General features: G+C 45.6%; 16 protein-coding genes and 1 riboswitch. Of the genes, 2 read left to right on the top strand and 14 right to left on the bottom strand.

The genetic code is table 11. From position 1 onward, the window contains the following. Nucleotides 1–141: 141 nt before the first annotated feature. Nucleotides 142–567: a MaoC family dehydratase gene (locus AC4E8D_RS14770; RefSeq protein WP_221819435.1), complete on the top strand. Its 426-nt coding sequence runs from the start codon at nucleotides 142–144 to the stop codon at nucleotides 565–567. Nucleotides 568–634: 67 nt separating this feature from the next. On the opposite strand, the gene AC4E8D_RS14765 is transcribed toward AC4E8D_RS14770, so the two are convergent. From AC4E8D_RS14765 to AC4E8D_RS14710, 12 genes are all read right to left on the bottom strand, one after another. After that, complete coding sequence (locus AC4E8D_RS14765) at nucleotides 635–1,825, bottom strand: aminotransferase-like domain-containing protein (RefSeq protein ID WP_339308363.1); 1,191 nt, start codon at nucleotides 1,823–1,825, stop codon at nucleotides 635–637. A gap of 179 nt (nucleotides 1,826–2,004) precedes the next feature. Continuing rightward, on the bottom strand, nucleotides 2,005–3,153 hold the full coding sequence (locus AC4E8D_RS14760; RefSeq protein ID WP_339308361.1) for an NAD(P)/FAD-dependent oxidoreductase: 1,149 nt from the start codon (nucleotides 3,151–3,153) through the stop codon (nucleotides 2,005–2,007). A 6-nt stretch (nucleotides 3,154–3,159) separates the two neighbouring features. Continuing rightward, nucleotides 3,160–3,879 (bottom strand): methyltransferase domain-containing protein, encoded by a 720-nt coding sequence (locus tag AC4E8D_RS14755; protein WP_221819438.1) that lies wholly within the window; start codon nucleotides 3,877–3,879, stop codon nucleotides 3,160–3,162. Next, entirely contained in the window at nucleotides 3,866–5,023 is a 1,158-nt protein-coding gene (locus AC4E8D_RS14750; RefSeq protein WP_339308359.1) for a type III polyketide synthase, read from the bottom strand. The genes AC4E8D_RS14755 and AC4E8D_RS14750 overlap by 14 nt, the downstream gene beginning before the upstream one ends. 230 nt (nucleotides 5,024–5,253) lie before the next feature. Next, the gene (locus tag AC4E8D_RS14745; protein WP_221819440.1) at nucleotides 5,254–6,138 is read right to left on the bottom strand and encodes an alpha/beta hydrolase; all 885 of its coding nucleotides are present in this window, start codon (nucleotides 6,136–6,138) and stop codon (nucleotides 5,254–5,256) included. Between the two features lie 41 nt (nucleotides 6,139–6,179). Beyond that, complete coding sequence (locus AC4E8D_RS14740) at nucleotides 6,180–6,872, bottom strand: hypothetical protein (RefSeq protein WP_221819441.1); 693 nt, start codon at nucleotides 6,870–6,872, stop codon at nucleotides 6,180–6,182. A 62-nt stretch (nucleotides 6,873–6,934) separates the two neighbouring features. Next, complete coding sequence (locus AC4E8D_RS14735) at nucleotides 6,935–7,294, bottom strand: MmcQ/YjbR family DNA-binding protein (protein ID WP_221819442.1); 360 nt, start codon at nucleotides 7,292–7,294, stop codon at nucleotides 6,935–6,937. Between the two features lie 142 nt (nucleotides 7,295–7,436). After that, nucleotides 7,437–8,843: a DEAD/DEAH box helicase gene (locus AC4E8D_RS14730; RefSeq protein WP_101314059.1), complete on the bottom strand. Its 1,407-nt coding sequence runs from the start codon at nucleotides 8,841–8,843 to the stop codon at nucleotides 7,437–7,439. 117 nt (nucleotides 8,844–8,960) lie between these two features. Beyond that, a complete protein-coding gene (locus AC4E8D_RS14725; RefSeq protein WP_221819443.1) occupies nucleotides 8,961–9,275 on the bottom strand; it encodes a DMT family transporter in 315 nt (104 codons plus the stop codon). Further along, complete coding sequence (locus AC4E8D_RS14720; RefSeq protein WP_221819444.1) at nucleotides 9,275–9,613, bottom strand: DMT family transporter; 339 nt, start codon at nucleotides 9,611–9,613, stop codon at nucleotides 9,275–9,277. The genes AC4E8D_RS14725 and AC4E8D_RS14720 overlap by 1 nt, the downstream gene beginning before the upstream one ends. A 103-nt stretch (nucleotides 9,614–9,716) precedes the next feature. Continuing rightward, a riboswitch (guanidine-I (ykkC/yxkD leader) is annotated at nucleotides 9,717–9,817 on the bottom strand. 67 nt (nucleotides 9,818–9,884) lie between these two features. After that, complete coding sequence (locus AC4E8D_RS14715; protein ID WP_339308351.1) at nucleotides 9,885–10,514, bottom strand: pentapeptide repeat-containing protein; 630 nt, start codon at nucleotides 10,512–10,514, stop codon at nucleotides 9,885–9,887. Between the two features lie 11 nt (nucleotides 10,515–10,525). Further along, nucleotides 10,526–11,290 carry a methyltransferase domain-containing protein gene (locus tag AC4E8D_RS14710; RefSeq protein WP_339308349.1) on the bottom strand — a complete coding sequence of 255 codons (765 nt, stop codon included), beginning with the start codon at nucleotides 11,288–11,290 and terminating at the stop codon, nucleotides 10,526–10,528. A gap of 530 nt (nucleotides 11,291–11,820) precedes the next feature. Between AC4E8D_RS14710 and AC4E8D_RS14705 the strand changes: the two genes are divergently transcribed. Beyond that, the gene (locus AC4E8D_RS14705) at nucleotides 11,821–12,738 is read left to right on the top strand and encodes an AraC family transcriptional regulator (RefSeq protein WP_339308347.1); all 918 of its coding nucleotides are present in this window, start codon (nucleotides 11,821–11,823) and stop codon (nucleotides 12,736–12,738) included. 82 nt (nucleotides 12,739–12,820) lie between these two features. On the opposite strand, the gene AC4E8D_RS14700 is transcribed toward AC4E8D_RS14705, so the two are convergent. Beyond that, nucleotides 12,821–13,900 (bottom strand): threonine aldolase family protein, encoded by a 1,080-nt coding sequence (locus tag AC4E8D_RS14700; RefSeq protein ID WP_490206413.1) that lies wholly within the window; start codon nucleotides 13,898–13,900, stop codon nucleotides 12,821–12,823. Continuing rightward, nucleotides 13,897–14,319 carry a MarR family winged helix-turn-helix transcriptional regulator gene (locus AC4E8D_RS14695; RefSeq protein ID WP_036670809.1) on the bottom strand — a complete coding sequence of 141 codons (423 nt, stop codon included), beginning with the start codon at nucleotides 14,317–14,319 and terminating at the stop codon, nucleotides 13,897–13,899. Before AC4E8D_RS14695 ends, AC4E8D_RS14700 begins: the two co-directional genes overlap by 4 nt. Between the last annotated feature and the right edge of the window lie 97 nt (nucleotides 14,320–14,416).

Below are 14,416 nucleotides of genomic sequence, written 5' to 3'. Positions count from 1 at the left end.
TTTCATCTGTTTAATCCATTATGGCGTAACACAGCAATACACACGGGATAGTTCACTAGCATTTTAACACGTCAGTTCGGTCATGTCTCTTAGCAAAACATCAACTACGAAAAAACATATTAAAGAAACCGAGGTGCCTTCATGAGATTTAGTGAATATGTAATAGGTCAGCGCTATGAAACCACATCCTTGGCATTATCCAAGAGTGATATTATTGAGTTTGCCACAATCTATGATCCACAGTACATGCATTTGGATGAGGAAAGGGCCAAGCAAGGCCGCTTCGGCAGTTTAATTGCTTCTGGCATGCAAACGATGAATATCTCCTTTAAATTATGGATTGAGGTCGGGGTCTATGGAGAGCATGTCGTGGCGGGCACCGGAATGAATAACATTCAATTCCTGAAACCGGTCTTTCCGGAAGATGAACTTCACGTCATTGCAGAAGTTATTGGACTGTCTCCCAGACGCAAAGGAAATGGGATTGTTACGGTGCTGCTGAGTACTTTCAATCAGAAGAATCAAAAGGTATTTCAGGCAGAATTAAGTGCATTAATCGATAATTAAGACTGAGAAAAAGCCCAAAAAGCCGCCAATTGGCGGCTTTTCGTAGATATATCACATTGAAGCATTTTTAAGCGTTATACCCTTTCAATACCTGCCCCAAAATCTCTACACCCTTGACAATCTGTTCGTCTGACGGGGTTGAGAAATTAAGTCTGATGGCATTACAAGGGTCTTGTTCGTTCACCAGGAATGCATTTCCCGGTACAACCGCAACCCCTTGAGCTGCCGCTGTCTTAGCATAATCAAGCATTGGCACATGTGCTGGCAGATCACACCAGAGGAACAGTCCACCGTCCGGTTGGGTATAGGTAATGGACTCACCCATATGCTCTTGCAGCTTGTCCATCATCAATGTTGCTTTTCTCCGATATACCTCACGGATGCTGTTAATGTGCCCTGCGTAGTCATACTCTCTCATGAACTTGTATGCCAGAATCTGTGGAAGCATGGCCGTATGTACGTCTTCTCCCTGTTTGGCAACAACCATCTTCTCCACGACTTCATGTGGCGCTTGTACAAAACCAACGCGCAGTCCAGCCGACAAAATTTTGGAGAATGATCCAACATAGATAACCAGACCCTCATCATCCATAGATTTAATGGTTGGCACATCGTCTCCATTGAATCGAAGTTCTCCGTACGGGTTATCTTCCAAAATCATAACGCCATACTTCTTAGCCAACTCGTATATGGCCTTACGTTTCGAAAGACTCGTTGTTACACCTGTCGGATTCTGAAAACTCGGGATCACGTAGATCAGTTTCACATTAGGCTCCGTTTGCAGCGCCTGTTCCAGCTTCTCGATATCCATACCGTCCATCTCCATCGGAACACCGGCAAGCTTTGCACCGGATGCCCGGAAGGAGTTCAGGGAACCGATAAAGCTCGGACTCTCGCAGATAATCGTGTCCCCTTCATTACAGAATACTTTACAGGCCAGTTCAATCCCCTGCTGCGCTCCAGATACAATGAACAATTGATCGGATGGTTTACCGGTATCAAAACCTGTCTTCAAATGTTGAGTCAATGCTTCCCTGAGGGGAACATATCCTTCCGTAATCCCATATTGCAGAGCTGTGACTGGGTCATGCTCCAGAATGGATTGAGTGAATGTGCGAATCGCCTCAATAGGGAAGGTTTCCGGAGCAGGATTTCCCGCGGAGAATGGAATCACATTTTGTCCCGAAGAAGCCTTCAGAATCTCACGAATAATGGATGGTTGCAGTGCTGCGATACGATTGGAAAATGAATAGTTCATCTTAAATAGTGCCTCCCGACATTTCATCTGAATTAACTCTCTATCATTACATTAGATTCTATTATACGAGCATTTCCCGAATTTCCAAACTGTCTCCACAAAATTAATGTTTGTACGCCAAAAAAGAGGCCGCCGTTAGCAACCTCTTTCGCAAAAGTATTGAGCAAAATTTCAGCCTATTAGCGCACTGCGTTCATCTCAGATAACCGTGTGGCCTTCACAACATAAGCGGCTAGACCGGGGATCATCCGAGCCAGACCAGGATAGAACTTATTGGTCTTGGCAAAAGCCAGCTTTTGAATTCTTCTTGCACGTCTGAGCAATTGGGTGAATTCCCGGCTTGCTTCCAGCGTGTAATTACTCTGCCAATCGGCATGTTCAATATCGCCTTGCAGGTACTTGTCAGTCCACCTTGCACACAGGAGTGAGGAGCGAAGGGCAATGGACATTCCGTCTCCACATAAGGGCGGTATCATCAGCATGGCATCCCCGATATGCGGATATTGAGACCACGGCTCAGGAACGTTGGACAGATGCAGCGGCGCAATCGACACTTGTGTTCCATCTACAGGCTTTCCTTCAGCTAAACGGGCCGCCAAACTCACGTTTGTCAGCGATGCCGCCTGTAAAATATCGTTTACAGACTTGCCACTTCCCTGAACGGTATCCAGTGTTAACAATGCGGCGACATTCACAATGCCATCCTCAATCGGAGAAATGCCCACGTAACCACCCTCGCAAAAATATAACTCTACCCGTGCGGGAATCTCTATCCCGCTGAAGTGGGACTTAACGCCAACATATATGGTTTGGTCCCGCAGATCAGGTGAGGAAGCCATCCCCCGCGGCTTTTTGGTCCCATGTGCTCCGATAACGGCTTTGGCTCTGTAGCTGATCCGCTCATCTCCCTGTTTCACCTGAACCTCATAACTGGCATCCTCAAGCTGCTCGATGCTCGTTATGGTCGCTTTGGTCACAATCTGGGCTCCGGCCTCCAGAGCCTTCTGATGCAAAATCTGGTCCAGCTCATATCGACTTATGCCATATGCGAATCCCGGCAGCGGTGCTTCGATCACTCCGCCATGTGGCATAACGATTTTGGCATGATCCATGGTGCTGGGTTTCTTCGACTGGTCCAGAAGGTGAATGTCCAGAACTTCTAACATCTCTTTGGTTTCGGGTGACATGAACTCACCGCAGGTTTTGTGCCGCGGGAACTCCTGGCGATCCAGCAAAAGGGTCCGATGTCCTTTCCCTGCCAGTTGCATTGCACATGTACTGCCGGCAATTCCGGCTCCGATGACAATCACATCTATCGATTTCGACACGTAAGATCACCTGCCTTTCGTGGGAATAACAACAGAGTAACGGAATAAGGGCTTCCATTCATAGGTCATCGTATCATGATTGAGACGTTGTTTAAGTTCCTTCCAATCCCTCCCTGTAAAACCTTTGGCTACGGAAAGAGGCCCATCATGACGAATGTACCGATTGCGCGAGATCATCCGTGTAGTAATCCAGACCGCCTTATAGGATACGGGATGGCGGTGAATATCATTAATAACGACACCGTATCTGGATGCTCGCAGCATATGAGAAACCATATCAACCAGTTGATCTCCGTCAAAATGATGTACAAACTGGGAACCTGTCACGATATCTGCTGAAGCATCCGGCAGTTGTGTAAGATCGGCACGTTGTACCTGGACTCGGGGTTCGTGACGGAATAGTTGTCTCGCTTCCTCACACGCCTCTTCCGTCAGATCAACCAGTGTAATCTCCAGCTGAACACCCTGACGATCCGCCCATTGTAGTAGTTTCTGGTTCACATCTCCTGAACCTGCGCCCACATCCAGCAGGGTAAGCTTATTCGGCTTACCGACGGAGTTCCATAACTTCTCTACACCAGCCAGAGTTGGGCCAGGTGCTGCAAATATTTTGTTAAGACGTCTCAGATGTCTAAGCGCTTCACGCAGCTCCTCCCCTCCCAGAGAGAAGTCATCCATCAGTTCATCTTCCTTGGCCCGAATGGACAATGTTCTAAAAAAGGACATGATCGTGCTCCTCCATCACTGAAGATAATGAGGGTACATAAGTGAATTGCATCAACTCTGCGGTGAGTCCCGGTCCAAATGCCATGGCTACACCATCTGTAGAGGATTGACCCTGTACCTTCATGTCCTCACGCATCGCGTTCAGTACAAACAGAATGGTATTGGAGGATAAGTTACCAAACATTCTGAGGACATCCCTGCTATACTTTGTTTGCTCGTCTCGAAGCTTCATTACATTCTGCACAGAGTCCACAATCCCACGTCCTCCCGGATGAATGGCCCACAGTTCAGGCAGCTGTTCACTTTGCAATAAGAGACGCAGTTCCTCTTCCAAGTGAACACCTAACAGTTTCGGAATACGTGGGGATAGATACAGGTCATACCCCAGATTCCCCACCTCCCAGGTCATATCTTCAGTCGAATCCGGAAGAAGCACAGAATAACCCGTTCCCAGACTCAGATAATGCTTGTGCCGAGATTCTGGTGTACCCACTACACAAGAAGAAGCAGCGTCTCCGAAGAATGAAGCTGCAAACAGCGCTTCCCGATCTTGTACGGGCTGAAAATGAAGGGTGCACAACTCTACACAGACAACAAGGACCTGTGCTCCCGGAGCACCCTGCACGACATCTCGTGCCATCTGAATGGCTTTCAACCCTGCGGCACACCCCTGAAAGATCAGCGGCAGTCGATTAACTCGGGCAGACAAACCCAAATGACGGATGAGCATAACATCAAGACCCGGCAGATATTGACCGGTGCAGCTGACCGTGATGATATGCGTGATGCTCTTAGGAGATACGCCTGAATCCTCCAGGGCTTTCTCTGCAGCCTCAATCCCGAGCGGAAGCGCCTCTCGCTTGTATGTATTCATTCGTTCTTCGGTTGTCGGGATGTCTGATCGCTCACCAGAGGGCAGATAACGGCATTCTTCCAGTGAACCCAGATAGCTCGGTTCCACAGTATATCGTGTTTCAACACCACAGGACTTGAATATTCGTCTGGCAAAACGGGCCAAATCTGGCCGATCCTGAAGAGAAGAAGCGATTAATTCTGCAATATCTGACTGTGCTACAGGGTGAGCAGGTAGAGCCGTTCCCATGCCAAGAATCGCAATATCGGATGGACTGTTATATTGGTTCATAATAAACCTCCTGTATTGGTCATTATTTCCTCTAATTTAACAACTCTTACCCTTAACGATATCGTTATAATCTCAATAAGGCTCCTAATCTAGTTTATTAACACATTCGCAAGCTCAGAAGCTTGGTTTCACCAAGCCATTGAAGCAATCACACCAATGAACGAAAAAAAGCCGCCATTAGGCGACTTCAAGTTAACCATATTCCTTTTAAGCATCACTTTTGATACACGTTATTTGGAAAATGCTTCTCTGATCTTGTCACTCATCCGGTACCAGGCATCCTCAGCCATCTGGAGATCCCCAGAATGCGTAAATCCATGAGCAGCTCCCTCGTACTCCTTAAGCGTCACCTTCACACCGCTTGCTTCCAGCCTTGCTGCATATGTTCTTGCTTCTTGGGCTAGTGAATCTTTCTCCGCGGTAATAATTAATGCTTCCGGAAGTCCCTCGACTGATGTTGCGAGCACAGGTGAAGCCAACGGGTCATGCGCATCTTCTGGCGTTTCAAGGTACATGGCATTGAACGTTCTGGCGATATCGGCTGGAATGGCTTCTTCAAAACCCGGTTTCTCGGCCGGATCTGTAGCCACATCCAACACGGCATAATCGATAACCTGAAGTACAATAGGCAGCTTGCTTCCACGTTGCTGGTTCAATAAACATACTGCTGCAGCTAGATTACCACCAGCACTATGCCCCCCGATAGCGAATAGAGACGGGTTAACCGAGAAGGATTCCGGATTGGCGTGCACCCACTGTATAACGTCGTAACATTCATGGACCGCCGTTGGGAACTTGTGCTCTGGTGCAAGACTGTAATCGATATTAACGACCACACAATCAGATCGATCAGCGATCAAGCGACACCATGGATCATCCATCTCTGCTTGTCCCAAGATGAAACCACCCCCATGCATATTAAAGAAGACCGGCAGAGGCGCGGAATGATCCCTATCCGGTGTATACACAAGTACACGTGTATCACCTTTAGTCGTAGGCATCATGACTTCTTTTACTGTGACAGCATACATGGAACTGGGTTGAAGAGCTGCTCCTGTACCGACGACATTTTGACGCATACGTTGTACCATTGCCAATTGTTGTTGTTGATCCATAGATATCACTCCTTTAATGGATTGCCAATAATGCTTCAATGTTAACATTCAGTGCCAGGAGATCGGTTTGGATCCGTGCTTGTTTCCCTTTTTTTGTGGAACATCATCCAGATACCCATCATACAAAATAAAACGCTGCACCCCATGCCAAACAAGCTACTGGTTTTTAATGCAAGAGGTGAGCCTTGCATGGTAAGTAATGTCGCTTGGGTCACCACGATGGATACCATCGCATCGGTGAAGTTAATCATTTTCAATGTAGATATGATCGGGTTATGGAGATGACGGTTAGCCCAGGTTCCATACACGGCAAAAACCAACTTGGTAAAAGCAACTGCAGAAACGATATACACGATAATACCCTCATATATGAAAGCATCGCCGATTAGATACATTCGCAGGCAGACCATCGAATAGGACGCACCCAGTAAACACAGGAACAGACCTCCGCGCTTATATACCGTAAGCTCTAATCTATATCTTTCTTCGGGAGAGTCCATCCTTTTGGTAACTGTATATTTATGGAGCACTTGGCCTTTCGCTACACACAGAATCAGATAATATACAGCATTTGTAATGAACCATCCCGAAAGCAGATATATGCCCAAGATTAACTTGCCTATCCCTGTTACAGCATTGATAACAAGGGATGCCACATTAAACAAGGCCGTTCGATCTTGTTTATTTCCAAGGTAATGGAACCAAATGGACTTCAAACATGTCTTCATTTTCATAGGATATTCATTCTGTTAGTGAAGCAGACCATTAGCCTTTTACCTACCTCATTTATTTCTTCTTATCTCTTACCGTTCAGAGAATCCCGAATCCTTTTCGGAAGGGATTGGACAACCCTATCATAGGAGTGATCAATCATGACGTAGACATCTTCATCGGACAATGAACCATCCAGCGTAATGGTATTCCAGTGTTTTTTGTTCATATGATATCCTGGTCGAACCGCTTCATGCTGCTCTCTCAGGTTCTCTGCAATTATAGGATCACATTTTAAGTTTAATAGACCATTTTCTTCTTTGTCTTCGAAAAGTAATGCAAATATTTTCCCTCCGACCTTAATGGTTACAGGATCAGGCCCAAATGGATAATCCTTGGTCGCACCTTTCTTCTTCAAACTGTATTCAATCATCGTATCCTTCAAGTCAGTACCTCCCTTTCACCAGTGGACGATATAATGATACCGAATGTAAGTTCGTATGTAAATAAGCTCGTTGCACATAAAAGCACATAATAAAACCTCCTCCAAATGAATGGAGAAGGTTTTATCTGGATTTATTTAGATCTTAATTGGCTCTATCATTCCTAGTTTTGCTGCTGCGGCTGAATGAGCCATGGTTAGATTTACTGCTACTACTGTTTGATCTACTGCTATTGGGTCTACCGTCGTTTGAACGACTACTGTTTGATTTACCACTCTTGGCAAACCATTCGGATTTGGGCTTGCGTGCCGGGTTAGCTTTGGACTTCGCCGGTTTGCCTGCAGCCGATTTGTTGAACGAAGGTTTACTGCCTGATGCTTTGCTGGTTTTATCAAACACAGGTACACCTGTCATTGGATACGGATGACCTTTTACTTCAGGAATCGTCTTTTTGATTACTTTCTCGATATCCTTCAGGAATGGAAGTTCATCCTTCTCACAGAACGAAATTGCCATCCCGCTTTTGCCAGCTCGCCCTGTACGTCCAATACGGTGAACATACGTTTCCGGAATGTTAGGCAGGTTAAAGTTAATGACATGTGAAAGTTCCTCTACGTCAATTCCTCTTGCCGCGATATCCGTCGCAACTAATACACGTGTTGCACCACTCTTGAAGTTGTTCAGTGCCCGTTGTCTCTCGTTCTGAGACTTGTTGCCATGAATAGCCTGTGCCGTAACATTCGCTTTGGCCAAATCACGTGTAACCCGGTCAGCGCCGCGCTTCGTGCGTGTGAACACCAATGCCGTGACGATGGATTTATCCTCCAAAATTTGGTTCAACATATGTTGCTTCTTGCCGTTCTCCAGCAAATAAATAGACTGCTCAATGCGGTCTACCGTTGAAGATACCGGTGTGATTTCTACTTTGACTGGATCAACCAGCAGGGTTTTAACCATTTTGGTGATTTCAGGAGGCATCGTAGCTGAGAAGAACAGCGTCTGCTTTTTGTTCGGCATTTTGGCAATGATTCTTTTCACATCATGAATGAAGCCCATGTCCAACATCCGGTCTGCTTCATCCAAAACGAGAATCTCAACCATCTTCAGATCAATACGTTTCTGGTTAATCAGATCGTTTAATCTACCAGGCGTTGCGATAATAATATCTGCACCTTGATTCAGCGCACGCTCTTGCACTTTTTGCGAAACGCCGCCAACGATTGCCGTACAACGAATGTCCGTATACCGGCTATATACCTTGATGTTATCCGCGATCTGAATAGCTAGCTCTCGTGTTGGTGTCAAAATTAATGAGCGAATATGTCGTACGGACTTTGATCCTTGTCCTTTGGATCTTTCGCTTAATAATTGAATGATCGGCACTGAAAATGCTGCCGTCTTGCCTGTTCCTGTCTGTGCACATCCCAGCAGATCTCTGCCAGCTAATACAGCTGGTATGGCCTGTTCCTGTATAGGGGTAGGATTAGTATAGTTTGCTTTGCTTAACCCTTCCATAATAGAGGGGATAATATTCAAGTCCTTAAATGTCATGTTGTCTCCTTCATTTACGCACATCTATCAATAAGACGCATCTTTTATTTCACACGTAACGTATAAGGATACCATTAAAAACGTAATCTGTACATTATCTTTTTAATATCACTTTGTTTAACTGACCAATTTAAGGCCGACTGCTGATCCCAGCACCATAGCGATAAACAGAATTCTTAGGGCATTTCGAGGTTCTCCATAAAACACCATGCCCAGAATGGCACCACCGGAAGCCCCGATTCCCGTCCATACGGCATATGCTGTTCCCATCGGAAGAGTTTCCATTGCAATGGATAGGAACAGGAAGCTTAAACCAAACCCGGCTACCAATAGAACCAGTGAAATGAGATTACGGTCTTTGTGCAACTTGTTTATCATCAGCACTCCGATCATCTCAAATACCCCTGCCAAGATAAGAAATACCCAGTTCATTATAGCTGCACCTCCTTATTCTTCTCTTTGCTCAGCATTTTAAGACCGATTACGCCGAGTAAAAGTACACCAATGAGTACCATTTTTCCGGTTTGGACAGGTGCATTAAACAGAACAATCTCTGAAAGTACTGTACCTGCGGTACCCAGGCCAACAAATACTGCATACACGGTTCCCACAGGCAATGTCCGCGAAGCTGCAATCATCAAGGAGAAACTAATGATAATTGCAACCAACGTAACCCCCCATTCCAGCAGACCGCTGGCATGTTTCAACCCAATGACCCAACCCACTTCAAACAACGCAGCAATCACAACCGACATCCACGTTTTATTCATTCATGTAACACTCCTTCTCTACTACATTTTTTTGTACAACCTGTAAAGGTTCATTAGCGAAAAAACAAAAAAAGCCCGGGAAACAAACTGCATGTAGCAGTTCATCTCCCAGGCTTTTATCCCTCCGTGGCACAACCAACAGGTTGCGGGTTTTCTCTCGGACCAGACCGACACATCCATCGCGGAACCCTAGAAAACCTGTTTTTATTCTAATGTGTCTCCAATTATACACACTTCCACTATCTTGGCAACTTATATGTGATCATGCCATTTATTTGATAATCAAACCCATTAATCCTACAAATGTGGCGGCTTGATGTGGTGAAATCACACAACCGTTGAGATCTTCCATGGTCAGCACCAAGGAGTCAAATTCGCAATCGCTAAGGTCCAAATCCTTCATTTTGGTCCCCGTTAAGGAAGCTTGGTCGATGTTACATTGACTGAACTCCATTTTTTGCAGCGCCAGATAGGCAAAGTCCGCACCAATCAAGGTACTTTCCGAGAAGGAGACCTGTTTCAGATGGGCAAAACGGAAATTGCTGTAGTCACCTAGACCATGAAGGAAACTGACATTTTGCAATCGGCTATTGGAAAAATCAGTTCCGACAAACTTGCAGTTAAGCCATTCGATCCGATGCATGAAGGCACCAGAGAGATTGACATTGGAGAAGTCGCAGTGTTCGAACCGGACATCGGTGAATTCAAATTGTTCCAAGGTTGACTCCGAGATTGTCACATGTCTAAATACAACATTTTCAAAGGAAACCTTACTCGCCTCTTGTTGATCCAATGTAATGTTCTCGATCAGTTTGTGTTTGTACTCCACTTTGGATTCCAGGAATGCCATCGTTTCCGGTTCGAGCAACTGCTCCTGAATCTTGGGTTTGTCCATTTTCATCCCGTATTCCCCTATTCTTTAATAGCTACGACTCGCAGTCGGCTTCTGTCCAGATACCACTGTCCATCCCGCATCAGTTGTGGCTGTATCCTTTTCTCAACAGCATCCATAATAACATCCTGTTCCGCAGGTGTGATACCACTGAATAAATACTCCGCGAAACTGGTCAACCACTTTCTGGCACCTGGCTTGAACGGAGTAAATTGGTCCACGTGCTGGACCAGACTAACTCGAAATCCGTGTTGCTCCAGAAGATTAGCATATTCACCAAGGGTTGGATGATACCACGGATTCCGACCTTCCCATTTGTATCCACGGGCATCCAGTTCTTCCTGTACCGCTGTAATTAATATAGCCGTGTTGCCATTTGCAGCAAACTCAGCCACGAATCGCCCGCCCGTCTTGAGCGCTAACTGTATTGATTGTACTACAGCTGGAGCATCCTTTATCCAATGCAGAACGGCATGAGAGAAGACAGCATCAAACGGTTCTTCTGTCCGATAATGACAAGCATTTGCTACATTAATATTCATATCAGGGTATTTCTGTTTAGCTTGCCTAATCGTCTCTTCTGAAAAATCTATGCCTGTTGGCAGCGCTCCTGCGGCTGCAATTTTGGCTGTCAGATCCCCATTGCCACAACCTACATCAAGGATTCGTTCACCTTGGGATGGCTGGAGCAAGGATAAGATATGTGTTTCCTGTAACGTAGCAAAAGGAGCGGAATGACCACTCCACGATTCGTTCGTTTGGCCGGATGAATGTCCGTTATTCATGGATTATAATCTCCTTTTCAATTAAGGATCTAATATATCTATAATAACTTCAATATAAAGGAACTGTCAATTCACTCATCAAATCACCATAAAAAAAGCCGCCAAATGGCGACTTTAACATTAAGAATTCGGATCAACTGAGATTTCGTGTTAGCCCACATATTCCATATTTCACACTCTCCTTGAATTTGTTCTGTAAACTGAAGTTCACTCGAAATCTTCGGTAACTAGCTCTAACCAGCATGTGAAGTATATCTCTCGATGTACGGAATTTTCTTCATACTTAATTTGTGATTCGAGCCTGTCAATCAAAATTTGCCTCACATGGTTTGATAACCACTTCTTCACCTTGTTCACCCAACTTTTCAAATAAACTTTAATCGCTTGGCTCTGTTAACATATGCCGAGTCATGGGCTGCAAGCGGTATATCAATCGTCTTAATTGATTGCCTGATCCTCTCAGGCCTCCTTTTGATTCTGTACGGTAAGCTTTATAATGTATGTAGGTTAAATCTGTGAGGAGGATACGTATGACCGAAGAATTATTTCAACCAAAACAGGAATTAAGTGACCTGATCGAACGCCATTCCCACCATAACGGTGCAATGGAAACAGCGATTCCTTCCTTGTTTGTCTATCACCATTCCAAGATTAGTGAGCCGGCATACAGAGTATATAAACCTTCATTTTGTGTGATTGTTCAAGGGTTGAAAGAAGTATTGCTCGCACAGGAGCGTTATGAATATGGACCTTCCAACTACCTGATTGCTTCCATGAATCTCCCGGTCATCGGGCAGATTATCAAGGCATCCACCGATGCACCCTACTTAAGTCTCAAGCTCGAATTCACACCGAACCAAATTCTCGAAGTACTTAACGAATGCAACATCAAGGTAACATTCAACGAAAACGCCAGACGAGCTATGTTTGTAGGTCAGATGGAATCGTCCATTCAGGACGCTGTACTCCGACTTGTTCGATTGCTGGATACGCCGGGAGAGATTCCGTTTCTGGCTCCGTTGTACGTTAAAGAAATCCTGTTCCGCCTCCTTCAAGGGCCTTACGGAGGAGAACTGGCGCAGATTGCGGTTGAAGGTAGCAGCACTTATCGGATCAGAGAAGCGATTGAGTACATCGTTCATCATTGGGAACAGCCATTTCGCATTGAAGATCTGGCTGAGACCGCCAGCATGAGCGTCTCTTCATTCCATCGTCACTTCAAAGAGATCACAGCCATGAGTCCATTACAATTCCAGAAACAATTAAGATTACAGGAAGCCCGGCGACTTCTGATGGCCGAATCTGCTGACGCGGCAGATGTAGCGTTCCGGGTTGGTTACGAGAGTGCTTCTCAATTTAGCCGCGAATATGCACGCAAATTCGGTGCGCCGCCAAGAGCCGATATCCGACGGTTGAAAGAGAAATATGACATGGCCTTTAGTGAGTAACCGAGTATGCACTCCCTATCTCACAACTATCACACAAAAGGCAAACCAAAAAAGGACAACCACAATAGGTTGTCCTTCTAGATTAGACCAATGCTTCGACCCGTTCAGGAACCTTGATCTCTTCGTGCAATAATTGAGTGATATCACGAGTCAGTGCATCCACATTCTCCTGCTGCGTTGCCCAGCTGGTACAAAATCGCACCGCACTGTGTGTATCGTCAACCTTTTCCCAGAAGGAGAAGGTATAACCACTGCGTAATTTCTCAAGCAAACGATCAGGCAGAATCGGAAACTGCTGGTTGGTTGGTGAATCGTACAGGAAGCGTACCCCCTGCTGTTCGAGTGAGTCATGAATTCTCAAGGCCATATCTACGGCATGGCGAGAAATATCGAGGTACAGACCATCTTCGAACAACGTTTCAAATTGGATTCCCAGCAGTCTGCCTTTGGCAAGCAGACCACCTTTTTGTTTGATCATATAACGAAAATCCGGTTTCAGCGCTTCATTCAGGATAACAACCGCCTCTCCCATCAATGCGCCAATCTTGGTTCCCCCGATGTAAAATACATCGCACAAGCGTGCAAGGTCAGCAAGTGCCATATCGCAATCGCGAGAAGCAAGTGCATATCCAAGACGTGCTCCATCCACGAAAAACGGAAGACCACATGCCCTGCTCACTGTATGCAATGCTTGCAGTTCTGCCTTGCTGTACATCGTTCCATTCTCCGTTGGCTGGGATATGTAGACCATTCCTGGTTGAACACAGTGTTCCGGTGACGAGTCATTCATATGTGCATCATAGACTGCTCTAACCTGCTCTGGCGTGATCTTTCCGTCCTCGCTTGGAACTGTGAGCACCTTATGTCCCGTAGCTTCAATAGCTCCGGTTTCATGAACCGCAATATGTCCTGAGCTCGCTGCAATTACACCTTGATATGGACGCAAAATAGATGCAATCACCGTTGTATTTGTCTGTGTACCGCCAACCAAGAAATGAATATCAGCTTGCTCATTGTCACATGCCTGACGAATAAGCATTCTCGCCCGTTCACAATGCTCATCCGTGCCATACCCGCTCGTCTGTTCCATATTGGTTTGCATCAGTCTTTGTAAAATTCGTTCATGCGCACCTTCGTTATAATCACATTCAAATCGTATCATCGTGTGGTCTCTCCTGCCTTCTTGTTCAACTTCTCTTGTATGTTCATCATGGAGGTGTACACCTCTTGAATCTCTTCTTCATTCAATTCTTGCATCAGCTTCAGGATCTGTTGATCGGATCGATCATTCAATTGGGCATACAGTTCCTCACCCTTGGCTGTCAGACGAATCAGACTGACCCGGCTGTCGGCAGCAGAATCCACTTTCACCAGCAGTCCTTCCTTGGACAGCTTGTTCACAATTCGGCTCATGTAACTGCGATCAATGGTCAGTGTATCTACCAGATTGTTTGCAATGCTCTCTCCCCGAATTCCAATCTCAATAATGACCCGTACTTCCGCAAACGAGTACCCTGTTCCAAGAATATGCTTATCGAGTACACCAAGAATATTGGTATAAAAACGGTTAAAACGTCGCATGTCAGCCAGTATATCTGGATATATGTACTGAGAGTTGATGTCAAACCCTCCTTTTTAGTGGACATTGTCAACATTATAATAATCACGTTAGTGGACG

The organism is Paenibacillus sp. SRL342 (genome assembly GCF_984798905.1).
The sequence above is the reverse complement of the archived record's forward strand: the minus strand, read 5'-3'. Positions and strand labels throughout refer to the sequence as shown.